Here is a 22,984-nt window from a genome sequence, read left to right on the forward strand (position 1 = left end):
CGGCGCTCAATGCCCGGGCAGCACGATGATCGTCGGCTTGGCCGGCAGTGCGGCCTTTGACAGCACGATCTCCGGCCGGTCGCGCCGCTCGACCGGCCAAAGATCTTGAGAGCGGCTGAGGAAGCGGTTGAGCGTGCCGCCGCCGAAGAAGTGCATGGGGATCATCACCCTGGCCTGCAGGGATTTCAGCACCTCCAGCATGCCTTCCTGGTCGAGCGTGTAGCTGCCGTCGACCGGGAAGAGCACGATGTCGACCCGCCCGAGCGCGCGCAGATGGCCGGGTTCGAGCGGGTGATGGAGATGGCCGAGATGGGCGATGCAGAGCTCGCCGACCTCGAAGACGAACATCGAGTTGCCGTCGAAATCGGTGCCGCCGGAATAGGTGCGGATATTGGTCGGGACATTGCGCACGCGCATGTCTCCGAACGTGAGGTCATGGGCGGCGGGGCCCTTGCCGGATGGGTCCCAGCCCGGCAGCACCTGCTTGATGGCGGGATCGGGCGCGCGCGAATAATGCGTCGAATGCGCCTTGTTCATCGTCGCGATGTCCGGCGTCACCGGCGGGCGGACATAGTCGTTGTAGTCGGTCGCGACCTTCACCCCGCCCGGCGTCTCGATCAGGAAGGTGGCGTGGCCGATGAAGGTCAGCCGCACCTCGTCCTTCGCGAGGTTCACGCGCTGGATCGGCAGACGGTAGCTCGCCATTTCCGGCCGGCAGCCGGGCTCGTTCGCCTGGGCGAGGACTGATGGCGCGAATGCGGGCGCCAGCAGCAGTGCCAGCCCCATCGCGGCTCGGGACAGAAAGCGCATCGTTCCACTCCGCCCATTCGTCTGCCGCAGGCTGAGGCAAAAAGCCTGCCCATGAAAGACCGGATATGCAGGGCTGGCGGAGTTGTGAGCGTCGGTCGGTTCTGAAGGTTGCGGCTCGGCATCCGCCTCGCTACATACGCGCCAGATTTCCCCATAGCCCGAACGCCAGCCGCAAGCGGAGCCCGCACGCCCCATGTCTCGTCAGTTCATCTATCATATGCGCGGCCTGTCGAAGACCTATCCGGGCGGCAAGCAGATCCTGAAGGACATCCATCTCTCCTTCTACCCGGACGCCAAGATCGGCGTGCTCGGCGTCAACGGCGCCGGCAAGTCGACCCTGCTCAAGATCATGGCCGGCTTCGATAAGGAGTGGACCGGCGAGGCCTGGGTCGCCGAGGGCGCGCGCGTTGGCTACCTGCCGCAGGAGCCCAAGCTCGACGAGAGCCTGAACGTCCGCGACAACATCATGCTCGGCGTCGCGCCGCAGAAGGCGATCCTCGACCGCTACAACGAGCTCGCCATGAACTATTCGGACGAGACCGCCGACGAGATGACCAATCTCCAGGACGAGATCGAGGCCAAGGGCCTGTGGGATCTCGATTCCAAGGTCGACCAGGCGATGGATGCGCTGCGCTGCCCGCCGGACGACTGGGAGGTCGGCAAGCTCTCGGGCGGCGAGCGCCGCCGCGTCGCGCTCTGCAAGCTCCTGCTGGAACAGCCTGAGCTCTTGCTGCTCGACGAGCCGACCAACCATTTGGACGCCGAGACCACGGCCTGGCTCGAAGGGCATCTCAGGACCTATCCGGGCGCGATCCTGATCGTCACCCACGATCGCTACTTCCTCGACAACGTCACCAGCTGGATCCTCGAGCTCGATCGCGGCCAGGGCATCCCCTATGAGGGCAACTACTCGGCCTGGTCGGTGCAGAAGCAGAAGCGCCTCGCCCAGGAAGGCCGCGAGGACGTCTCGCGCCAGAAGACCCTGGAACGCGAGCAGGAATGGGTCTCGGCCTCGCCCAAGGCGCGCCAGGCCAAGAGCAAGGCGCGCATCCAGCGCTATGACGAGTTGGTGCAGAAGGCCTCGAACAAGGGGCCGGACACCGCCCAGATCGTCATTCCGATCGCCGAGCGGCTCGGCAACAACGTCGTCGATTTCGAGGAGCTGTCGAAGGGCTTCCAGGACAAGCTTTTGATCGACGGGCTCAGCTTCAAGCTGCCGCCGGGCGGCATCGTCGGCGTGATCGGCCCCAACGGCGCCGGCAAGACGACGCTGTTCAAGATGATCACCGGCGTCGAGAAGCCCGATGCCGGCACGATCAAGATCGGCGAGAGCGTCCAGCTCGGCTATGTCGACCAGAGCCGCGACTCGCTCGACGACAAGAAGAATGTCTGGGAGGAGATCTCGGGCGGCAACGACATCATCTATCTCGGCAAGAAAGAAATCAATTCAAGGGCTTATTGCTCGGCCTTCAACTTCAAGGGCGGCGACCAGCAGAAGAAGGTCGGTTCGCTCTCGGGCGGTGAGCGCAACCGCGTCCACCTCGCCAAGATGCTGAAATCAGGCGCCAACGTCCTTCTGCTCGACGAGCCGACCAACGACCTCGACGTCGATACGCTGCGCGCGCTCGAAGAGGCGCTGGAGGATTATGCCGGCTGCGCCGTGATCATCAGCCACGATCGCTGGTTCCTCGACCGCATCGCGACCCACATCCTCGCCTTCGAGGGCGACAGCCATGTCGAATGGTTCGAGGGCAACTTCCAGGACTACGAGGAAGACAAGCAGCGCCGGCTCGGCATCGATTCCACCATCCCGAAGCGCATCCAGTACAAGAAGTTCACGCGCTGAGCGGTTGGTTTAGGATTCAAAAGGGCCCGCGCTCCGGAAACGGCGCGCGGGCTTTTTCTTGCCTCGCTTTATGCAACGCTCGCCAAGTCTGTGGCGGCCGGCCAGCTCACGCCGGTGAGTTCTTCCGAGACGCGCCAGAGGCGGGCGGCGACGGCGGTGTCCTGTGCTTCATTACCGATCCTCGCCTCGCCGACCGGACCTTTCAGCTCGAACATGTTCTGCGGCCCGTAATAGCCGGCCGGCTTCGCATCGGGCGCGGTCGCGGCGAACAGGGTGGGCAGCGCGCCTGCCGCGGCCGATTGCGACATGAACGGCGCGAGCAGCGCCGAGAAGCGTTCCGCTATGCCGGGTTTGCCGCCGCGCCCGAGCCGCGGACCGCTCGTCTGCAGGTCGGTGATGGCGTAGCCGGGGTGGGCGGCGTTGCTCATCAGGCCCCAGCCGAGGGCGTCGCTCTTCCGCTGCAATTCGAAGGCGAACAGGATCATGGCGAGCTTGGACTGGGCATAGGCGCGCCAGGGCTTGTAGCTGTTTCGCCATTGCAGATCGTCGAAATGGATCGCGGCCAGCAGCCGGTGCGCGCCGCTGCTGAGATTGACGACGCGGCTCCGGTCGCCCTTGCGCAGCAACGGCAGCAGCCGTGCAGTCAGCGCGAAATGGCCGAGATAGTTGGTGCCGAACTGCAGTTCGAAGCCGTCGCGGGTCTCGTGCCGGGTCGGCGGCGTCATCACCCCGGCATTGTTGATGAGGAGGTCGATCGCGTCCCAGCTGTCGGCGAGCCTGTTGGTGAAGGCTTCGACCGCGCCGAGATCGGCAAGATCGAGGTCGTCATAAGAGATCGTGGCGTCCGGCACGGCGGCGCGGATGCGCGTCAGCGCGTCCGTGCCCTTGGCGGGATTGCGTCCGGTCAGCAGCACTCTGGCGCCGGCTGCCGCGAGCGCCAGGGCGGTCTCGTAGCCGAGGCCGCCGGTCGCGCCGGTGATGACGACGCGCCGGCCTTGCTGGGACGGAATATCTTTCGCGGTCCAGCTCACGGCCGGGCCTCCCCGCCGAGCAGCTTCTGCAGGGCCGCGAGGTCGGTGCCGGCGAAATCCGAGGAGCGGCTGACATCCGCCCATTCAGCCGCCTGCTTCTGCCGCTCGGCCTCGGCCTGGGCGAGGACGAAGAGCGCGTCGCTGCCGAGGACGAGATGGGCCGGCAGGGTCTCGCGCCGGCTGAGGTCGAGGATGATCTGGGCGATCCGTTCGGGATCGCCGATCTCGTTGCCGACATAGGCCTTCAGCAGATCGAGCACGGCGCCGACGCTGGGCTGGTAGTCCGGCATCACGGCTGGCGCATTGCCGCGGGCGATCTCACCCCAGCCGGTGCGCATGCCGCCGGGTTCGACCGAGACGATGCTGATGCCGAGCGGGGCGACCTCCTTGGCGATGACCTCGGTAAAGCCGCCGACCGCCCATTTCGCCGATTGATAGGCGCTGAGGCCCGGCGTGCCGGTGCGCCCGCCGACCGAGGAGATGTTGAAGATCTGGCCGGCGCGCTGGGCCCGCAGCACCGGCAGCGCGGCGCGGGTGAGGTTCACGACGCCGTAGAAATTGGTCTCGATCTGGGCGCGGAAGCTCTCGTCGCTGGTCTGTTCGAAGGCGACGGCGTGGCCGTAGCCGGCATTGTTCACGAGCACGTCGAGCCGGCCGAAGGTGTCGAGCGTGAAGGCCACGGCCGCGTTCGCGGCCGCCATATCGGTGACATCGAGCGTGAAGGAGAGCAGCGTGTCGGGGTATCGGGCCTCGAGATCGGCGAGGCGGCCGGGATCGCGCGCGGTCGCGACGACATTGTCGCCGGCGGAGAGTGCCGCCTCGGCGATGGCGCGGCCCAGGCCGCGGGAGGCGCCGGTGATCAGCCAGGTCTTGGTCATGAGATGTCCTCTCGACATTGTGAGTGAGTACTTGCTCATTTAAATCAGTCAGATGGGCCCAAGCGGTCCGTCCTCGGTAAATGTCAGGCGGAAATGCCGTCCCAGAAGACGGCGAAACCGGTCTTTCTGTAGTGCTCGTGCCGGGTCGGCTCCTGCGCGATCAGGTCGAGCGTCATGGTGCCCATGGCATCCAGAACCGCGCCGATGAAGCTCTGCGGCTGATTCTTGAGCACGCCGTCCCGGTGGCCCTGCTCGAACATGGCGCTGATCTCGGCGAAAGCCGTGGCGGCCTTGCCGCGGGTTTCCGGGGTTATCCGGTCGGAGACGGCGAGCTGCCGCAGGGCCTTGCGCTTGGCGGGGAACTTCGCGCCCCAGTCGATGAAGCCGTTCCAGAAGTGCTCGAAACGGTCGCGCACGCTGCCATTGGCCGGGTAGGAGGGCACGGTGAGCTTGGCGAAGTCGGTCTTCAGCTCGAGGTAGAGCTGGTTGAGCAACTCGTCCTTGTTGGCGAAATAGGTGAAGAGCGTGCCTTCGGCGAGGCCGGCCTCCCTGGCGATCTTCGCGGTCGGCGCGCCAGTCCCGAGCTCCGCCACAAGCTTGCAGGCGGCGGCCAGGATCGCTTCGCGCTTCGCTTCGCTGAGGGGACGGGCCACGATCTGTTCGAACCGGAATGAGTGAGTGATTGCTCATTTATCTGGATGCGACAGCCAGCGGAGTCAAGGCCGCCGACGTTCGATTTTTTCAGAGCGAGCGTCCGACCCGCTCGATCGTCGCCAGGAACCAGGACAGGGCCGGGTCGCTTGTGGCGCGGCGGCTATGCAGCAGGTCGATCGCGAAGGGCGGGGCGTCATAGGGCAGGGGAATGAGCGCGACGCCCGCGATCGCAGCAAAGCGCCCGGCGATGCGCCTTGCCATGGTCGCGACGAGATCGGTGCTGGCCACGGCGAAGGGCACGGCCACGACATGGGCGAGCGTGACCGCGACCCGGCGCCTGCGGCCCTCCATGGCGAGGATGGCGTCGACGACGCCGGGCGAGCCGTCGCCGCCGGCGGCGGAGAACAACGCATGCGGCAGCCGGAGATAGTCGTCGGGCGTGAGCGGTGCGGCGTACGCCTTGTCGCGAATGCAGACGAAATCCTCCTCGAACAGCCTGTGCCTGACGATGCGTGCGGAGTGCGGCAGATGGCCGCCGATCAGCGCATCGACATCGCCGCGTTCGAGGGCGGCGAGGCTGGCTGCGGCATCGCCGATCGGCCTGACGATGAGGTCGATGCCGGGCGCCTCCTGCCGCAGCAGGGCGACCAGCGCCGGCACGACGACGAGGTCGCCATAGTCGGTCACGGCGATGGTCATGCGGCGGCGCGCCGTCGCCGGCTCGAAACCCGCATCCGGCGCGAGCGTCTCCCTGATCCGGGTGAGCGCCTCGCCGATCGGCCGGGCCAGCACCAGGGCCCTAGCGGTCGGCTGCATCCCCGCGGCCGTGCGGATGAAGAGCTCGTCGCCGAACAGGGCGCGCAGGCGCGTCAGCGCGCTGCTCATGGAAGGCTGCGCCAAGCCGATGCGCCGGCCGGCACGGGTGACGTTGCGCTCCTCCAGCAGCGCTTCGAAGGCGACGAGGAGGTTGAGATCGACGGCAGCCAAATTCATCTGGACAATAGTACCGATAGTAAAAATCGATTTCCACAATGGCATGCGAGCTGCTGAAAGAGGCGTGCTTGAAACGACCGGACGAGGCGCATGCGAGCATCCCTGTCGCGCCTCGTGCCGCGCGGGCCGACGATCCTGGCGCTCGGCGTCCTCGTCGGCCTGGCCTTTCCGGCGCTGGCCGAACTGGTCCGGCCGTCGATGCCGGTCATGATCTTCATCATCGTGCTCGGCACGCTGCTGCGGACCGACGGAAAGGCTGTCATCGCTGTGCTCGGCCGGCCCGCGCTCTCGCTGCTGCTTCCCGTCATCGTCATGGTCGCGTGCCCGGTCCTGATCGGCCTGATCGCCCATCGTCTCGGCCTCGGCGCCGAGCTCGCGCTCGCCCTCGTGCTGGCGACCGCCGCTCCGCCATCGAGCGGCACGGCGGCAGTGGCGCGGATGCTTGGGCTCGACGGTACGGTTCCGCTTGCCGTGACGCTGCTGTGCATGGCGCTCGCGCCGATCACCGTGCCGCTCCTGGCCGACTGGTTCGGCGGGATCGGACTCAACGCCGTCGACCTCGCCTTGCGCCTGGCTTTGCTGGTCGGCGGCGCCGAGGGCGTCGCCTTGCTGCTGCGGCGCTTTGCGGGATCGCAACTGCACAGTCATGGCGAAGCAGTCGACAGGATCGTGGTCGCAGCGCTGCTCGTCTTCGTCGTCGCCACCATGGCGGGCGTGCGCGCGCAGATCGAGGCGGATTGGCAAAGCGCGCTGCTCTGCCTCGTGCTCGCCTTTGCCTGCAATATCGGCCTGCAGGGTGCCGGCGCCTTCCTGTTGCCCGGCGCGCTCGCCGAGCGACTGACCGTCGGCCTCATCCTCGGCAACCGTAATGTCGGGCTGGTCTGGTCGGCGCTCGGCGCCGCGGCCTCGCCACGCATGGCGCTGTTCTTCGCGGCGACGCAGTTGCCGATCTATCTCACCCCGCGCCTGATCGACATGATCATCAGCTACGCCAGAGCAAGGAAGCCATCATGACCGCCGCCCGTTTGACGGAAGAGCTCGCGCTCCGTTTCGCCCGCATCGCGCTCGGGCATGTCGGGCGCGAATACCCCAACAAGCCGGATCATACGCTGGCGGGACCGCAGGACGCGCTGACCCCGCGCGAGCTGCACCCGATCTTCTATGGCAGCTATGACTGGCACTCCTGCGTGCACAGCTACTGGATGCTGGCGCGGCTATTGCGGCGCTACCCCGGCTTTGAGGCGGCTGCCGATATCCGCGCGCTGTTCGACGCGCAGCTCACGCCGGAGAAGGTCGCGGTCGAATGCGCCTATCTCGCCGCTCCGACCGCGCGCGGCTTCAAGCGCCCCTATGGCTGGGGCTGGCTCTTGAAGCTGGCGGCGGAACTGAGTCTGCTCGACGACAAAAGCTGGTCGCAGAACTGCGCACCGCTGGCCGAGGTCTTCGCACAGCGCTTCCGCGACTTCCTGCCGCTCGCGACCTATCCGGTGCGGGTCGGGACGCATTTCAACACCGCTTTCGGCCTGCGGATGGCGGCGGATTATGCGACCGTGACAGCGGATGGCGACTTCGCGACATTGCTGCGCGACACGGCCCTGCGCTGGTATGGCGACGATACCGATTGCCCGGCCTGGGGTGAGCCGAGCGGCGACGATTTCCAGTCCTCGGCCCTGATCGAGGCCGAATGCATGCGCCGCCTGCTCGCAGCCGATGCGTTCCTGTCCTGGTTCGACCGTTTCCTGCCGAGACTCGCGCGCCGGGAGCCGGCGACGCTGTTCCGGCCCGCGACCGTCTCCGACCGCAGCGACGGCAAGATCGCGCATCTCGACGGGCTGAACCTCAGCCGCGCCTGGTGCTGGCGGGCGCTGGCGGGCGCGCTGCCGGAGGGCGATGCTCGCCGCGAGGTCGCGAAGACGGCTGCGGCAGAGCATCTCGCCGCGGGAATTCCGCATATCGCCGGCGACTATATGGGCGAGCACTGGCTCGCCAGCTTCGCCGTTCTCGCTCTGGAAGAGGAGCCCTGAGCGCAAGGGCTCCGAGAATGGCGGGGCCTCAGGCCTTGCCCTTCACCAGGATGTTGCCGTCGACATCCTGGATGTCGCGCTTGCCGCAGAGGGCCATGGTGATGTCCATCTCCTTGCGGATGATCTCGAGCGCGAGCTTGACGCCCTCTTCGCCCATGGCCCCTAACCCATAGAGGAAGGGGCGGCCGATCAGCACGCCGCGGGCGCCGAGCGCCACCGCCTTCAGCACGTCCTGGCCGGAGCGGATGCCGCCATCCATCCAGACCTCCATGCGCCCACCGACCTGCTCGACGATGCCGGGCAGGGCCGCGATCGAGGAGACCGCGCCGTCGAGCTGGCGTCCGCCATGGTTGGAGACGATCAGCGCGTCGGCGCCGCTCTGCGCCGCGAGCTCGGCATCCTCGGCGTCGAGGATGCCCTTCAGGATCAGCTTGCCGCCCCAGCGGTCCTTGATCCACTTGACGTCGTCCCAGCTCAGCGTCGGGTCGAACTGCTCGGCCGTCCAGGCCGAGAGGGAGCTCATGTCGCCGACGCCGCTGGCGTGGCCGACAATGTTGCCGAAACTGCGCCGCTTGGTGCCGAGCATGCCCAGGCACCAGCGCGGCTTCAAAGCGAGGTTGATCAGATTGGCGAGCGTCGGCTTCGGCGGCGCGGAGAGGCCGTTGCGGATGTCCTTGTGGCGCTGGCCGAGGATCTGCAAATCGAGCGTCAGCATCAGCGCCGAGCAGCCGGCCGCCTTGGCGCGGTCGATCAGACGCTCGATGAAGGCCCGGTCGCGCATCACATAGAGCTGGAACCAGAACGGCTTGTCGGTGTTCCCGGCGACGTCCTCGATCGAGCAGACGCTCATGGTCGAGAGCGTGAAGGGCACGCCGGCCCGGGCGGCGGCCTTTGCGGCGAGGATCTCGCCATCGGCGTGCTGCATGCCGGCGATGCCGATCGGCGCGAGCGCCACCGGCATCGAGACCTGCTCGCCGATCATGGTCGAGGCGAGCGCGCGGTTGGTCATGTCGACGGCAACGCGCTGGCGCAGCTTGATTCCGGCGAAATCGGCCTCGTTGGCGCGGTAGGTGCTCTCGGTCCAGGCGCCGGAATCGGCGTAGTCGTAGAACATGCGCGGGACGCGGCGTTTTGCCAGCAGACGCAGGTCCTCGATGGTCAAAAGCTGGGCCATGGTCGCCAAATCCCGCGTTTTCTCCGTGTCGCTCGGTCGCATGGAACGAGGTGGGAGGCAACCGGGGGCGGCCATGCGCCCGAGGGCGATCGTTTGAACCGCAGCATCATTCTCGCCTGTAGGCCGCGGGAGCCCTCCCCCCTTGTGGGGGAGGGTTGGGAGGGGGGTATCGCACCCGCAGTCCTTGCTGCGCCAAGCTGGGCGCAGGTCGAGGGTGGCTTACCCCCCTCTCTAGCTCTCCCCCACAAGGGGGGAGAGAACAGGTCGCGGCTCCCTAGCGAGTGGTGCGCATCTTCGAGCGATTGTCCTGGCATCACGGCCTCGCTTCAGCTCGTGTTCATCGCGCTGCGGCGATGGGGCGGTTGAGCCCGGCGGCCCGATCCTGTAGGGGCCGCTCATTCCTTCCGTCCGTTCAGCGAGACATCTCTCATGCTTCTGCGGCTCGTCGCTGCATTCCTGTTCTGCGGCCTTGCGACCTTTGCTCATGCGCAGCAGCAGGGCGTCGGCTGGAAGCAAGGCCGCGAGGCCACCGAGATCGAGCGCAAGATCAATGCGCTCATCGGCAAAATGACGCTGGAGGAGAAGGTCGGCCAGCTCCACCTCTCCGGGCGCGGCGAGGGTTTCGACGTCAATCAGGTCAAGGCCGGCCGCATGGGCGCGGTGATGAACTTTGTCGTGCCGCAGGAGGTCCGGCAGGTGCAGGAGGCGGTGCGCCAGTCGCGCCTCAAGATCCCGCTGATCATCGGGCTCGATGCCGTCCACGGCTTCTCGACCTATTTTCCGCTGCCGCTCGGCCAGGCTTCGAGCTGGAATCCGGAGCTGATCGAACAGGCGGCCTATTGGACCGGACGCGAGGCGCGTGCCGCCGGCGTCAACTGGACCTTCGCGCCGATGGTCGACATCTCGCGCGATCCGCGCTGGGGCCGTGTGCTGGAGGGCGCGGGCGAGGACGCCTATCTCGCCGGCATCATCGCGGTGGCGCGCACCCGCGGCTACCAGCGTGGCGGGGTCGCGGCGAGCGTGAAGCATTTCGTCGGCTATGGCGCCGCCGAGGGCGGGCGCGACTACAACTCGACCTGGATCCCGACGAGCCAGCTGCACGACCTCTTCCTGCCGCCGTTCAAGGCCGCCTTTGATGCCGGCGCGATGACGGCGATGGCGGCGTTCAATGCGCTGAACGGCATGCCGGCCACGGCCCATCGCGGCATGCTGACCGATCTCCTGCGCGGGCAATGGGGCTTTCGCGGCTTCGTCACCTCGGATTTCGGCTCGATCACCGAACTGCGTTTGCACGGGATCGCCAAGGATGACGCCGAAGCCGCGCGCAAGGCGCTGCTCGCCGGCATCGACATGGACATGATGGGCGACGTCTACCACAAGCACCTCGCCAACGAGGTGAAGGCGGGCCGCGTGCCGGTGAAGGCGCTCGACGAAGCCGTCCGGCGCGTCCTGCGGGTCAAATACCATCTCGGCCTGTTCGAGCAGCCGGATGTCGACGTCGCCGCGGCGCCCTCCCTGATGCAGACCGAAGAGGCTCGCAAGGTCGCGCGCCAGGCGGCGCGCGAGGGCGTGATCCTGCTCAGGAACGACAAGCAGACGCTGCCGATCGCGCCCGCCGTCAAGTCGGTCGCGGTGATCGGCGCCATGGCGGTGCCGGAGGACGAGCGCGTCTGGACCGATCCGGCGGGTCTTGGGCGCCGCGTCGTCCAGCCGCTTCCGGAAGCGCTGCGCGAGCAGCTGCCAGCCGACGTCACGGTCGCTTACGAGCCTGCTTTCGCCAAGAACTGCGGCACCGAGTTCAAGGACAAGGACGCGGCGCTGAAGGCCGCCGCCGCCGCCGACCTCGTCGTCGCCATGCTCGGCGAGGATTGCGAGTTCATGGGCGAGGGCGCCTCGCGCACCGATCTTGGTCTGCCCGGCGTGCAACAGGAACTGCTCGAGGCGCTGGTCGCGACCGGCAAGCCGGTGGTGCTGGTGCTGGCGACGGCGCGGCCGCTGGTCCTCACCTGGGCCGACAAGAACGTCGCGGCGATCGTCCAGACCTTCCATGGCGGCACCGAGGGGCGCGCGGCGATCGCCGAGGTGCTGGCCGGCAAGGTCAACCCGGCGGGGCGCACGCCGATGAGCTTCCCGCGCTCGGTCGGGCAGATCCCGATCTATTACGACCAGCTGCCGACCGGCCGGCCGCAGAAGATCCGCCAGCGCTATGAATCGATCTACATGGACGAAGCCAACGAGGCGCTCTACCCGTTCGGTTTCGGCCTGTCCTATAGCCGCTTCGCCTACGCCAATCCGCGTGTGACGAACGGCCGGGTGCCGTTCAATGGCGCGACCGAGGTCGCCGTCGACGTGACCAATCAGGGGGATCGCGACGGCCAGGAGGTGGTACAGCTTTATATCCGCCAGCCGGTGGCGGAGCGCTCGCGGCCACTGCGCCTGCTCAAGGGCTTCGACAAGATCGCGCTCAAGGCCGGCGAAACGAAGACAGTCAAGTTCAAGCTGGAGGGCAAGGCGCTCGGCGGCCATGATGATGCCGGCCGCTACCAGCTCGATCCCGGCACGATCGAAGTTTATCTCGGTGGTTCCTCGCTGGCTGCAGCGAAGACGCAGTTCGAGCTGACTCAGCGCTAGAGCCTTTCCGCGTTTCTCCTAATCGCAGAAAGGCTCCAGATCCTTATTTTATCGCATTTTCTTCACGCGAACCGGTATCCACTTCGCTCGAAAACGCTCTAGTGCCCGTATCGATCGGCTTGTACTACAAATCGATCGGTAAAACTGTCGTGATCATGAGGTGAGGACCGGTGTTGTTGAACAGGTTGCTGCGAACCGATTGGTTGCGGCTGTGGCGGACGTAACGGAAACTGCCGTCGCTTTCATCTCGACAAGCTTGCATTTTCGGTCAATCCTTGCTGCGCGGGGCCTTTTCGACGTCGATGCCGAGGGGCTCCGTTGCGACCACGGATGCTCCAAGGGATGCGGCGATGGCGACCGGAACCGTCAAATGGTTCAATACCGAGAAGGGCTACGGCTTCATTCAACCTGCTGATGGCGGCAAGGATGTGTTTGTGCACATCACGGCCGTCAAGGAAGCGGGCCTGATGTCCCTGACCGAGGGACAGAAGCTCTCCTTCGACCTGAAAACCGAGCGCGGCAAGACCGCTGCTGGTGACCTGAAGCTGCTCTGACGCAGCTGCGGGCATGATCGAGGTGACGAAGGCTGCGCCTGCGGCGGTGAAGACTGCGCCCAAAGCCGGCAGGCTCGTTGCCACATTGACAACCGGCCCTGACCGGCACGGCGGCCACGCGTTCGTGACAGGGCGCACTGCTGCGGCTCTTGATCTCGACATATTCGGTGTCCTGGCGACCTGATGCGCGGCGTTCGCGCGTCGTTTGCAGGCTTGGCCCATGGAAGAGACACGCGCGGGGAAACCCCTCTTTTCCGGCTTCTTCCGCGAAAGGTTGATCGCTGAGGCTCTTCCCTTCCCCCTTGTGGGGAAGGGTATGGGGATGGGGGGCGTCCCGCTTGGTGATCGTCAGCAGAAGACGAGATCTGGCAGCCGCGACGGCTTCATCGTGTTCGCCCGATCGTCTCGGCTTTGCGACCCCCACCCCTGCCCCTCCCCACAAGGGGGAGGGGTTCGCCCGTGCCCTACCCAACTGTACTTCGCGCTAGCGCGCGTAGCGCCTCGCTCCCGCGACGCAGAGGACCACCGCGGCCGAGGTCGCGACCATCTGCCAGCCGACCGTCTCGCCGAGCAGCAGGCCGGCCAAAGCCAGGCCGAAGAAGGGCTGCAGCAATTGCAGCTGCCCGACGGCGGCGATGCCGCCCTGGGCCAGGCCGCGATACCAGAAGACGAAGCCGATCAGCATGCTGAACAGCGAGACATAGGCGAGGCCGAGCCAGGCGCCGCCACCCACCTGCCCGAACGAGGCCGGCAGCGTCGCCAGCGTGAGGCCGGCCATGATCGGCAGCGACAGGACCAGCGCCCAGGAGATGACCTGCCAGCCGCCGAGATGGCGCGAGAGGCGCGCGCCCTCGGCATAGCCGAGCCCGCAGACGATGACGGCGGCGAGCATCAGGAGATCGCCGACCGGGGAGGCGGCGATTCCTTGCATCCAGGCGAAGCCGACGACGCAGAGGCTGCCGAGGATGGCGAAGAGCCAAAAGGCCGGGCGCGGGCGCTCGCCGCCGCGCAGCACGCCGAAGATCGCGGTCGCCAGCGGCAGCAGGCCGATGAAGACGATCGAGTGGGCGGAGGTGACGTGCTGCAGCGCCAGCGCGGTCAGCAGCGGAAAGCCGACGACGACGCAGAGTGCGACCACGGCGAGGGGCACCAAGTCGGCCGGGGCAGGCCGCTTCTGGCGCAGCGTGAGCAGGAGGGCGAGTCCGAGCAGGCCGGCGATGGCGGCGCGTGCGACGGTGAGGAAGACCGGGTCGAAATCGGCGACGGCGACGCGGGTCGCCGGCAGTGAGCCGCTGAATATGACGACGCCGATGAAGCCGTTGAGCAGGCCGTTCGCAGTCCGGTCCATGATACCTCCTGGGGCCGACCTGCATGCGGCGAAGGCCTGCGGATTTCCAGAGACAGTCCGGTACAGTTCGGGCAAACTGTGCTGATGTCGGAAGCAGGACAGATTAAGGATTCCGCCGGTTCTGCGGCGGCCGGCGACACCCTCGTCGGGCGCGTCATGGCGACGATCCGGCAGCGGATCGCCGGGCGAACGCTGGCGCCGGGCGCGAAGCTGCCCTCGATCCGCGGCCTTGCCGAGAGCATGGGCGTTTCGAAGTCGACCGTGGTCGAGGCCTATGAGCGGCTGGCGGCGGAGGGGTCGATCCAGGCCAGGCGCGGCTCCGGCTTCTATGTCCGGCGGCTACCGCCGCTCTCGCTCGCCGATGTCGCACCAAAGCTCGACCGGGCCGTCGACCCGCTCTGGATCTCCAGGCAATCGCTCGATGCCGGTGTCGGGAGCCTGCGACCAGGTTGCGGCTGGCTGCCGCCCGACTGGATGCCGGAAGCCTCGATCCGCCAGGCGCTGCGCCGGCTCAGCCGGGCCGAAGCCGGGACATTGGCGGAATACGGCACGCCGCTCGGCCTGCCGGCGCTGCGCCATCTGCTCGCCCATCGCCTGGCCGAGCGCGGCGTCGAGGCCTCGCCGGACCAGATCGTCCTGACCGAGTCGGGCACGCAGGCGATCGACCTGGTCTGCCGCTTCCTGCTCGAGCCCGGCGACACGGTGCTGGTCGACGATCCCTGCTACTTCAATTTCAATGCGTTGCTGCGGGCGCATCGGGCCAAAATCGTCAGCGTGCCCTATACGCCGTCAGGTCCCGATCTCGCCTTGTTCGCGCAGGCGCTGAGCGAGCACCGGCCGCGGCTCTACATCACCAACTCAGCCCTGCACAACCCGACCGGCGCGACGCTCTCGGCCGCGACCGCACATCGCCTGCTCAAGCTCGCCGAGCAGGCCGGGCTGACCATCGTCGAGGACGATATCTTCGGCGATCTCGAACCGGAGGCGGCGCCGCGGCTCGCCGGGCTCGACGGGCTGGAGCGGGTGATCCAGATCGGCAGCTTCTCGAAGACGCTGTCGGCTTCGGTGCGCTGCGGCTACATCGCGGCGCGGCGAGACTGGATCGAGGGGCTGATCGATCTCAAGGTCGCGCTCTCCTTCGGCGGCGGGCGGCTCGCAGCCGAACTGGTGCTCGACCTGCTGAAGGACGGCAGCTATCGCCGGCATGTCGAGGCCCTGCGCCAGCGCCTGGGCCGAGCCATGGCGGAAACGCGGGGCCGGCTCGCCGAGCTCGGCATCGAGCCCTGGCTGACCCCGCGCGGCGGCCTGTTCCTGTGGTGCCGTTTGCCGGGAGAGCTCGACGGCGCCGAGATCGCCCGGCATGCGCTTAGCGAGGGGGTCGTGCTCGCGCCGGGCAACGCCTTCAGCCTATCGCGGACGGCCCGGCATTTCATGCGCTTCAACGTGGCGCAGGCCGCCGACCCCAGGATTTTCAGCGTGCTGCGCGCGGCGATGCGGGCGGCTTCGCGGTCCTGATCCGAAGCGGATCGCTACGCCACCTGAATGTCAGTCTGGGAGAAATCATTGCCCTTGAAGAGCAAAGGCTCGCCACTCGCTTTCGCCAGGGCATAGGCGAAACAATCGCCGAAGTTCAGCCCCGCCGGGTGGCGCCCCTTGCCGAAATCGAGGAAAGCCTGACGCGCCAGATCACCGTGCTCCACGGACACCGGTTCAATGATGATCCCCGCGCGCCGGAAGAACGCTTCGGCCTGGCGCATTCCCTCGGGGCCAAGCTGATGTTCGATGACCATCGACAGTTCGACATAATTCGCGACGCTGATCCGGCACGCTTCCGCCGTGTGGATACGCCCGACGAAAGCTTCGGCTTCAGGCTCGCGGTACAGGATCGCGACGAGTGCCGACGTATCGATGATCATTTAGGAATGCCGTTTTCATCGTAAAGTAGGTCTGCATGATCGACATGCGGGCCTTTAGCGGTGGCGGCGGCCCGATCGGCGATTTGCAGAAGCTCTTCGACGCTTGCCCGCCCCTTGAGTCGCTCGATCTTGCTCCAGCGCTCCCGCAGGGCTTCGGTCACGACACGGGTCATGCTTTCGCCAGTGGCGTGAGAGATCGCCTGGGCGAGGCGATGGGCTTCGGGATCTTTGATACTCAGACTCATGATGTTTCTCGTTCTAGAAGTATTCCATATTTTCTATCATTCTACCAGGCGGCTAATCGAATTCAAGCGATCTGCAAAGCGTCCGATGGAGCCGCAAACATCGATGTTGGTGGGTAGCGCGGGCTTGCAATATCTCCGCGCATAACATAAAGATATCTTTATATCTTTCACAGAGAAATCGAGGCCGCTCCCAGTGACCCGCCCCTCCCATCATTCGCTGCCGACCTTGCTGGCCTGCCTGCGCGCGGCGGGCGAGGAAACGCGCCTGCGGATTTTGGCGTTGCTGGCGGAAGGCGAGCTCTCGGTCTCTGATCTCACCGATATTCTCGGCCAGTCTCAGCCACGCATCTCGCGCCATCTCAAGCTGATGGCGGAGGCCGGACTGCTGCGCCGTTCCCGCGAAGGCGCATTCGCATTCTTCCGGCTCGACGATGGGACGGCGGGCGGCGCGCTGGCGCTGACGCTTGCCCGCGATCTCGATCCCGCCGACCCTGTTCTGGCGGCCGACCGTGAGCGCCTCACCGCGGTGCGTGCGAGTCGGGCCGCGGCGGCGCAGTCCTATTTCGCCAATGTCGCGCGCGAATGGGACCAGTTGCGCTCGCTGCATGTGCCGGACGCAGCCGTGGAAGCGGCTGTCGAGGCCGCCGTTGGCGAGACGCCAATGCAGGCGCTGCTCGATCTCGGCACCGGTACCGGGCGCATGCTGGAGCGGCTGGCGCCAAAGGCGGCGCGCGCCGTCGGCGTCGATGCCAGTCACGCCATGCTGGCGGTGGCGCGGGCCAATCTGGAGAAAGCGGGGCTGTCGCGGGTCGAGCTCCGGCAGGGCGACATCTATGCGTTGCCCTTCGCGCGCGGCTCCTTCGACCTGGTGATCGTGCACCAGGTCCTGCATTTCCTCGACGATCCGGCGCGCGCGTTGCGTGAAGCGGCGGCGCTGCTCTCGCCCGGTGGCCGGCTGATTCTGGTCGACTTCGCCCCGCATGAGATGGAATTTCTGCGTACCGAGCACGCTCATCGCCGGCTCGGCTTCGAGAAGGACGAGATCGCCGCCTGGTTCGCCGAGGCCGGTCTCGAATGCGATCTCGCCAAGGAGGTCACGGCGCCTGATGGTGCTTGCGGCCAGCTTGGCGTCATGCTCTGGCGCGGGCGTGACCGGCGCCTCCAGGGTGATTTTCCGCTTCGCCAATTCGATCGTGAGGTTGCGTGATGAACGCGTTCCGTCCCAGCCGCCACGGCTCGCGCCGTCCGCGCGTCTCCTTCGAGTTCTTCCCGCCGAAGAACGAGGAGATGGCGGTCAGCCTGTGGGAGAGCGTGCGCCGGCTCGAGCCGCTCGGGCCGGCCTTCGTCTCGGTGACCTATGGCGCCGGCGGCTCGACCCGCGAGCGCACGCACAACACCGTCAAGCGCATGGTCGACGAGACTGGCCTGAAGCCGGCGGCGCATCTGACCTGCGTCTCTGCGACCACGGACGAGGTCGACGAGGTCATCCGCGCCTATTGGGCGGCGGGCGTGCGTCATATCGTGGCGCTGCGCGGTGACCCGGCCGGCGGCCTCGGCAGCACCTATGAGCCCCATCCGCAGGGCTATCACCAGACCTCCGACCTGGTCGCCGGCATCCGCAAGGTCGGCGATTTCGAGGTCACGGTTTCGGCTTACCCCGAGAAGCATCCGGAAGCGGCCTCGCTCGACGCTGACATCGACGCGCTGAAGAAGAAGGTCGATGCCGGCGCAACCCGGGCGATCACCCAGTTCTTCTTCGATAACGACGTCTATTTCCGCTATCTCGACAAGGTTCGCGCCAAAGGCATCGAGATCCCGATCCTGCCTGGCATCGTGCCGGTTCAGAACTTCAAGCAGACGGCGAATTTCGCCCGCAAGACCGGGGCGAGCGTGCCGCAATGGCTGGCCGATCGCTTCGAGGGGCTCGAGGACGATGCGGCGACGCGTCGTCTGGTCGCCGCGGCGGTCTGCGCCGAGCAGGTGCTTGACCTGATCGATCGCGGCGTCTCCGACCTGCACTTCTACACGATGAACAAGGCCGACCTGGTCTATGCGATCTGTCATCTCGTCGGCCTGAAGCCGGAGAAGGCGCAGGCGCAGCAGGTGGCGGCGGAGTAAATTGATGTCCGACTACAAGCCCACTCCCGTCGACGGCGCCGAGATCGAGCGCGCCCTGCGCCAGGCCGCCTCCGAGCGCATCCTCATCCTCGATGGCGCGATGGGAACGCAGATCCAGGACCTGAAGCTGACCGAAGCCGATTTCCGCGGCGAGCGCTTCAAGGGCTGGAACCACGACCTCAAGGGCAATAACGACCTGATCGCCCTGACGCTGCCCGACGCGCTGCGCGACATCCATCTCGCCTATTACCGGGCCGGCGCCGACATCGTCGAGACCAACACCTTCTCCGGCACCTCGATCGCCCAAGCCGATTACGGCATGGAGGCGATCGTCTATGAGCTCAACGTCGAATGCGCCCGGATTGCGCGCGAGGCGGCGGAGATCGCCCGCAAGGAAGACGGACGGCGCCGCTTCGTCGCCGGCGCGATCGGCCCGACCAACCGGACGCTCTCGATCTCGCCCGACGTCAACAATCCCGGCTTCCGCGCCGTCACCTTCGACCAGGTGCGCGAGTCCTATGCCGAGCAGGTGCGCGGCCTGATCGACGGTGGCTCGGAGCTGCTACTGATCGAGACGATCTTCGACACGCTCAACGCCAAGGCTGCGATCGTCGCGATCCAGGAGGTTTTTCGCGAGAAGGCGATGAAGCTGCCGGTGATGATCTCCGGCACGATCACCGACCTCTCCGGCCGCACGCTCTCGGGCCAGACGGTCGAGGCCTTCTGGAACGCGGTGCGCCATGCCGACCCGCTGACCATCGGCCTGAACTGCGCCCTCGGCGCCCGCGAGATGCGCGCCCATATCAAGGACATGTCGCGCGTCGCCGGCACGCTGGTCTGCGCCTATCCCAATGCCGGCCTGCCCAACGAGTTCGGCCTCTATGACGAGCGGCCGGAAGCGACCGCCAAGATGCTGGCCGAGTTCGCCGATGCCGGCTTCGTCAACATGGTCGGCGGCTGCTGCGGCACCACGCCCGGCCACATCCGCGCGATCGCCGAGGCCGTCGCCGGCAAGGCGCCGCGTAGCGTACCCGAGCCCAAGCCTTATCTCAGGCTCGCCGGGCTCGAGCCGTTCACGCTCGACGAGACCATTCCGTTCGTCAATATCGGCGAGCGCACCAACGTCACCGGCTCGGCCAAGTTCCGCAAGCTGGTCACCGCCGGCGACTTTGCCGCCGCGCTCGACGTGGCGCGCGACCAGGTCGCCAATGGCGCGCAGGTCATCGACATCAACATGGATGAGGGCCTGCTCGATTCCGAGAAGGCGATGACCGAGTTCTGCAACCTGATCGCCTCGGAGCCGGACATCAGCCGCGTGCCGATCATGGTCGATTCCTCGAAATTCCATGTGATCGAGGCCGGCCTCAAGACGATCCAGGGCAAGCCGATCGTCAACTCGATCTCGATGAAGGAGGGCGAGGCGGCCTTCCTCGAGCACGCCCGCATCTGCCGGCAATATGGCGCGGCCGTCGTGGTCATGGCCTTCGACGAGACCGGCCAGGCCGACACCTATCAGCGCAAGATCGAGATCTGCACGCGCGCCTATAAGCTCCTGACCGAGCAGGCGGGATTTCCGCCCGAGGACATCATCTTCGATCCGAACATCTTCGCGGTGGCGACGGGCATCGAGGAACACGACAACTACGGCAACGACTTCATCAACGCGACCCGCACGATCCGCGAGACGCTGCCGCACGCCCATATCTCAGGCGGTGTCTCGAACCTGTCCTTCTCGTTCCGCGGCAATGAGAAGGTCCGCGAGGCGATGCATTCGGTCTTCCTGTACCATTGCATCAAGGTCGGGATGGACATGGGCATCGTGAATGCCGGCCAGCTCGGCTCCTATGACGACCTCGATCCCGAATTGCGCGAGCTCTGCGAGGACGTTGTCCTCAACCGCCGCAAGGATTCGACCGAGCGCCTGCTCGACGCCGCGCCACGCTTCAAGGGCGACGGCTCGACTGCGGTTTCTGGCAAGGACCTCGCCTGGCGCGAAACCGATGTGCACGAGCGCCTCAAGCATGCGCTGGTCAACGGCATCACCGAGTTCATCGACCGCGATACGGAAGAGGCGAGGGCGCAGGCAGAGAAGCCGCTTCATGTCATCGAAGGGCCGCTGATGGCCGGGATGAACGTCGTCGGTGACCTGTTCGGCGCCGGCAAGATGTTCCTGCCGCAGGTGGTGAAGTCGGCCCGCGTGATGAAGCAGGCGGTCGCCTACCTCATGCCGTATATGGAGGAGGAGAAGCGCCTCAATGGCGGCGGCGAGCGCTCGGCCGCCGGCAAGGTGCTGATGGCGACGGTGAAGGGCGATGTCCACGACATCGGCAAGAACATCGTTGGCGTCGTGCTCCAGTGCAACAATTACGAGGTCATCGACCTCGGCGTGATGGTGCCGACGCAGAAGATCCTCGACACGGCGCGCAAGGAGAAGGTCGACATCATCGGCCTCTCGGGTCTGATCACGCCCTCGCTCGACGAGATGGTCACCGTCGCCTCCGAGATGGAGCGCGAGGGCTTCGACATTCCGCTGCTGATCGGTGGCGCGACGACGAGCCGCGTCCATACCGCGGTGAAGATCCATCCGGCCTACAATCAGGGCCAGACGGTCTATGTCACGGATGCCTCGCGCGCTGTCGGCGTCGTCTCCAGCCTGCTCTCGCAGGAGCAGAAGGGGCCTTACGTCGAGGGCATCCAGGCCGAATACGAGAAGGTCGCCGCCGCGCATCGCCGCTCGGAGGCCGACAAGCAGCGCCTGCCGCTGGCGAAGGCCCGCGCCAACGCCTTCAAGCCGGACTGGACCGGCTATCAGCCGCCGAAGCCGACCTTCCTCGGCACGCGCGTCTTCCGGACCTATGATCTTGCGGAGCTCGTGCCGCTGATCGACTGGACGCCGTTCTTCCAGACCTGGGAGCTGAAGGGCCGTTACCCCGCCATCCTCGATGACGAGAAGCAGGGCGAGGCGGCGCGCGCGCTTTGGGATGATGCGCAGGCGATGCTGAAGCGCATCGTCGAGGAGCGCTGGTTCAATCCGAAGGCGGTTGTCGGCTTCTGGCCGGCAAACGCGATCGGCGACGATATCCGCCTCTATACCGGCGAGAGCCGGCAGGAGACGCTCGCCACCTTCCACGGCCTGCGCCAGCAGCTCTCCAAGCGCGACGGCAAGCCGAATATGTGCATCTCCGACTTCATCGCGCCGGAAGGCATCGAGCGGCCCGATTATGTCGGTGCCTTCGTGGTGACCTCGGGAGCCGAAGAAGAGCGCATCTCGGAGAAATTCGCGCGCGACAACGACGATTACCGCTCGATCATGGTCAAGGCGCTGGCCGACCGCATCGCCGAGGCCTTCGCCGAGCGCATGCATCAGCGCGTGCGCACCGAGTTCTGGGCCTATGCGCCGGACGAGAGCTACTCGAACGAGGACCTGATCCGTGAGGAATACCAGGGCATCCGCCCGGCGCCGGGCTATCCGGCCCAGCCCGACCATACCGAGAAGGCGACGCTGTTCGAACTGCTTCAGGCCGAGCGCCGTGTCGGCGTCAAGCTGACCGAGAGCTATGCGATGTGGCCGGGTTCCTCGGTCTCCGGCCTCTATCTCTCGCATCCGGAGGCCTATTATTTCGGCGTCGCCAAGGTCGAGCGCGACCAGGCCGAGGATTACGCGGTCCGCAAGGGCATGGATATCCGCGAGGTCGAGCGCTGGCTCTCGCCGATCCTGAACTACGAGCCGAGCGCTTACGCGGAGGCGGCGGAGTAACCGCCGCCGTCTCGTTGCGAGGCGATGTCATGCGGTCAGGAACTCTTCCGCCGCAAAATCGACGAAGGCGCGCAATTTGGGTGAGGCATACCGGCTCGCGGGCCACATGACGCTGAGCTTCGTTCGCGCCTTCAGGTAGTCGTCGAGGACGCTGATGAGCGAGCCGCGCTGCAATTGTTCGGCGACGGATAGATCGGGAACGCAGGCTATGCCGAGCCCGCTTTCGGCGAGGCCGATTTGCGCTTCGAGCGCGTTCGTCACCACGCTGATCGGCATGTCGATCAGCACGGGCTCGCCCTTTCTGGACAAGGGCCATTGGTCGAGCTTGCCGGTGGAGGCGTAGCGATAGACGAGGCGGGAATGCCGGGCGAGATCTTCCGGCGTTTCCGGCTTCCCCATCTCGCGGAAATACTCCGGCGAGCCGACGATCGCCCGGCGGAAATAACCGAGTGTGCGGGTCATCAGCCGGGAATCGGCATGCTCTCCGGTACGGATCACCACATCGAAGCCCTCGCCGATCACATCGACTATCCGGTCGGTGGCATCCAGCTCCAGCTCTACCTCCGGGTAACGTCGTTTGAACGCGGCGAGTTTCGCCATCGGCATCATGCTCATCGACGGCAAGCTGACACGCAGCTTGCCTTGCGGCGCCGTTTGGCTCTGTGACAGCTCCAGCTCGGCAGCTTCATATTCGCAGAGAATGCGCCGGCAGCGTTCGAGGAAGATCGCGCCCTCCGGTGTCAGCGTGACGCTGCGGGTCGAACGGTGGAACAGCCGTGCGCCAAGCCGATCCTCCAGACGCGCCACGGCCTTGCTGACGGCCGATGCCGAGATGCCGAGCTTGCGGCCGGCTTCAGTGAAACCACCGGCATCGGCCGCATGCACAAAGGCGAAGAGCGCTCCAAGGCTGTCCATACCGCGATCAATCATGCATGACGGAAATGTCCAAAGTGTTGTGAATTGTGTCCTGTTTTTCGGTTATTGGGAACCGACTACCTCAAGCGC

Annotated in this window: 20 protein-coding genes; 10 read left to right on the top strand and 10 right to left on the bottom strand. The window is 66.3% G+C overall.

The features are described 5' to 3' along the window. Positions 1-6: 6 nt before the first annotated feature. Positions 7-810 (bottom strand): MBL fold metallo-hydrolase, encoded by an 804-nt coding sequence (locus tag B6S44_RS24425; RefSeq protein WP_129159471.1) that lies wholly within the window; start codon positions 808-810, stop codon positions 7-9. Between the two features lie 193 nt (positions 811-1,003). Between B6S44_RS24425 and ettA the strand changes: the two genes are divergently transcribed. Beyond that, complete coding sequence (ettA, locus tag B6S44_RS24430) at positions 1,004-2,656, top strand: energy-dependent translational throttle protein EttA (RefSeq protein ID WP_129159472.1); 1,653 nt, start codon at positions 1,004-1,006, stop codon at positions 2,654-2,656. A 68-nt stretch (positions 2,657-2,724) separates the two neighbouring features. On the opposite strand, the gene B6S44_RS24435 is transcribed toward ettA, so the two are convergent. The 4 genes from B6S44_RS24435 to B6S44_RS24450 form a co-directional block, all read right to left on the bottom strand. Continuing rightward, a complete protein-coding gene (locus B6S44_RS24435; RefSeq protein WP_248309740.1) occupies positions 2,725-3,687 on the bottom strand; it encodes an SDR family oxidoreductase in 963 nt (320 codons plus the stop codon). After that, complete coding sequence (locus B6S44_RS24440) at positions 3,684-4,565, bottom strand: SDR family NAD(P)-dependent oxidoreductase (protein ID WP_129159474.1); 882 nt, start codon at positions 4,563-4,565, stop codon at positions 3,684-3,686. Before B6S44_RS24440 ends, B6S44_RS24435 begins: the two co-directional genes overlap by 4 nt. Before the next feature lie 83 nt (positions 4,566-4,648). After that, positions 4,649-5,218 (bottom strand): TetR/AcrR family transcriptional regulator, encoded by a 570-nt coding sequence (locus B6S44_RS24445; protein ID WP_129159475.1) that lies wholly within the window; start codon positions 5,216-5,218, stop codon positions 4,649-4,651. A gap of 88 nt (positions 5,219-5,306) precedes the next feature. Next, a complete protein-coding gene (locus B6S44_RS24450; protein ID WP_129159476.1) occupies positions 5,307-6,212 on the bottom strand; it encodes a LysR family transcriptional regulator in 906 nt (301 codons plus the stop codon). Positions 6,213-6,302: 90 nt separating this feature from the next. Here B6S44_RS24450 and B6S44_RS24455 point away from each other — a divergent pair, with 90 nt between their 5' ends. Together B6S44_RS24455 and B6S44_RS24460 are read left to right on the top strand one after the other, a co-directional pair. After that, positions 6,303-7,226 carry a hypothetical protein gene (locus B6S44_RS24455; RefSeq protein WP_129159477.1) on the top strand — a complete coding sequence of 308 codons (924 nt, stop codon included), beginning with the start codon at positions 6,303-6,305 and terminating at the stop codon, positions 7,224-7,226. Beyond that, positions 7,223-8,236, top strand: coding sequence for a DUF2891 domain-containing protein (locus B6S44_RS24460; RefSeq protein ID WP_129159478.1), 1,014 nt, complete (start codon positions 7,223-7,225; stop codon positions 8,234-8,236). The genes B6S44_RS24455 and B6S44_RS24460 overlap by 4 nt, the downstream gene beginning before the upstream one ends. A 28-nt stretch (positions 8,237-8,264) precedes the next feature. On the opposite strand, the gene B6S44_RS24465 is transcribed toward B6S44_RS24460, so the two are convergent. Continuing rightward, positions 8,265-9,410, bottom strand: coding sequence for an alpha-hydroxy acid oxidase (locus B6S44_RS24465; RefSeq protein WP_164985946.1), 1,146 nt, complete (start codon positions 9,408-9,410; stop codon positions 8,265-8,267). 429 nt (positions 9,411-9,839) lie between these two features. Here B6S44_RS24465 and B6S44_RS24470 point away from each other — a divergent pair, with 429 nt between their 5' ends. The 3 genes from B6S44_RS24470 (at position 9,840) to B6S44_RS29475 (ending at position 12,779) form a co-directional block, all read left to right on the top strand. Next, the gene (locus B6S44_RS24470) at positions 9,840-12,041 is read left to right on the top strand and encodes a glycoside hydrolase family 3 N-terminal domain-containing protein (protein ID WP_129159480.1); all 2,202 of its coding nucleotides are present in this window, start codon (positions 9,840-9,842) and stop codon (positions 12,039-12,041) included. A 350-nt stretch (positions 12,042-12,391) separates the two neighbouring features. Next, positions 12,392-12,595: a cold-shock protein gene (locus tag B6S44_RS24475; protein ID WP_057190882.1), complete on the top strand. Its 204-nt coding sequence runs from the start codon at positions 12,392-12,394 to the stop codon at positions 12,593-12,595. A 13-nt stretch (positions 12,596-12,608) separates the two neighbouring features. Continuing rightward, positions 12,609-12,779 carry a hypothetical protein gene (locus B6S44_RS29475; protein ID WP_164985947.1) on the top strand — a complete coding sequence of 57 codons (171 nt, stop codon included), beginning with the start codon at positions 12,609-12,611 and terminating at the stop codon, positions 12,777-12,779. Between the two features lie 300 nt (positions 12,780-13,079). Here B6S44_RS29475 and B6S44_RS24480 read toward each other — a convergent pair whose 3' ends face one another. Further along, positions 13,080-13,943, bottom strand: coding sequence for a DMT family transporter (locus tag B6S44_RS24480; protein WP_129159481.1), 864 nt, complete (start codon positions 13,941-13,943; stop codon positions 13,080-13,082). An 84-nt stretch (positions 13,944-14,027) separates the two neighbouring features. Between B6S44_RS24480 and B6S44_RS24485 the strand changes: the two genes are divergently transcribed. Continuing rightward, a complete protein-coding gene (locus tag B6S44_RS24485) occupies positions 14,028-15,458 on the top strand; it encodes an aminotransferase-like domain-containing protein (RefSeq protein WP_129159482.1) in 1,431 nt (476 codons plus the stop codon). Between the two features lie 14 nt (positions 15,459-15,472). On the opposite strand, the gene B6S44_RS24490 is transcribed toward B6S44_RS24485, so the two are convergent. Then, positions 15,473-15,859 carry a type II toxin-antitoxin system VapC family toxin gene (locus B6S44_RS24490; protein WP_129159483.1) on the bottom strand — a complete coding sequence of 129 codons (387 nt, stop codon included), beginning with the start codon at positions 15,857-15,859 and terminating at the stop codon, positions 15,473-15,475. Beyond that, positions 15,856-16,104, bottom strand: a complete 249-nt coding sequence (locus B6S44_RS24495) for a type II toxin-antitoxin system VapB family antitoxin (RefSeq protein WP_129159484.1) — start codon at positions 16,102-16,104, stop codon at positions 15,856-15,858. Before B6S44_RS24495 ends, B6S44_RS24490 begins: the two co-directional genes overlap by 4 nt. Positions 16,105-16,297: 193 nt before the next feature. Between B6S44_RS24495 and B6S44_RS24500 the strand changes: the two genes are divergently transcribed. Genes B6S44_RS24500 through metH form a run of 3 tightly spaced genes read left to right on the top strand, consistent with a single transcriptional unit; the run spans position 16,298 to position 21,979 of the window. After that, entirely contained in the window at positions 16,298-17,311 is a 1,014-nt protein-coding gene (locus tag B6S44_RS24500; RefSeq protein WP_129159485.1) for an ArsR/SmtB family transcription factor, read from the top strand. Next, the gene (gene metF / locus B6S44_RS24505; protein WP_129159486.1) at positions 17,311-18,222 is read left to right on the top strand and encodes a methylenetetrahydrofolate reductase [NAD(P)H]; all 912 of its coding nucleotides are present in this window, start codon (positions 17,311-17,313) and stop codon (positions 18,220-18,222) included. Before B6S44_RS24500 ends, metF begins: the two co-directional genes overlap by 1 nt. Positions 18,223-18,226: 4 nt before the next feature. Beyond that, positions 18,227-21,979, top strand: a complete 3,753-nt coding sequence (metH, locus tag B6S44_RS24510) for a methionine synthase (protein ID WP_129159487.1) — start codon at positions 18,227-18,229, stop codon at positions 21,977-21,979. Between the two features lie 27 nt (positions 21,980-22,006). Here metH and B6S44_RS24515 read toward each other — a convergent pair whose 3' ends face one another. Beyond that, the gene (locus B6S44_RS24515; protein WP_129159488.1) at positions 22,007-22,894 is read right to left on the bottom strand and encodes a LysR family transcriptional regulator; all 888 of its coding nucleotides are present in this window, start codon (positions 22,892-22,894) and stop codon (positions 22,007-22,009) included. Positions 22,895-22,984 lie beyond the last annotated feature (90 nt).

The organism is Allobosea sp. Tri-44 (genome assembly GCF_004123845.1).
Lineage (GTDB): Bacteria > Pseudomonadota > Alphaproteobacteria > Rhizobiales > Beijerinckiaceae > Allobosea.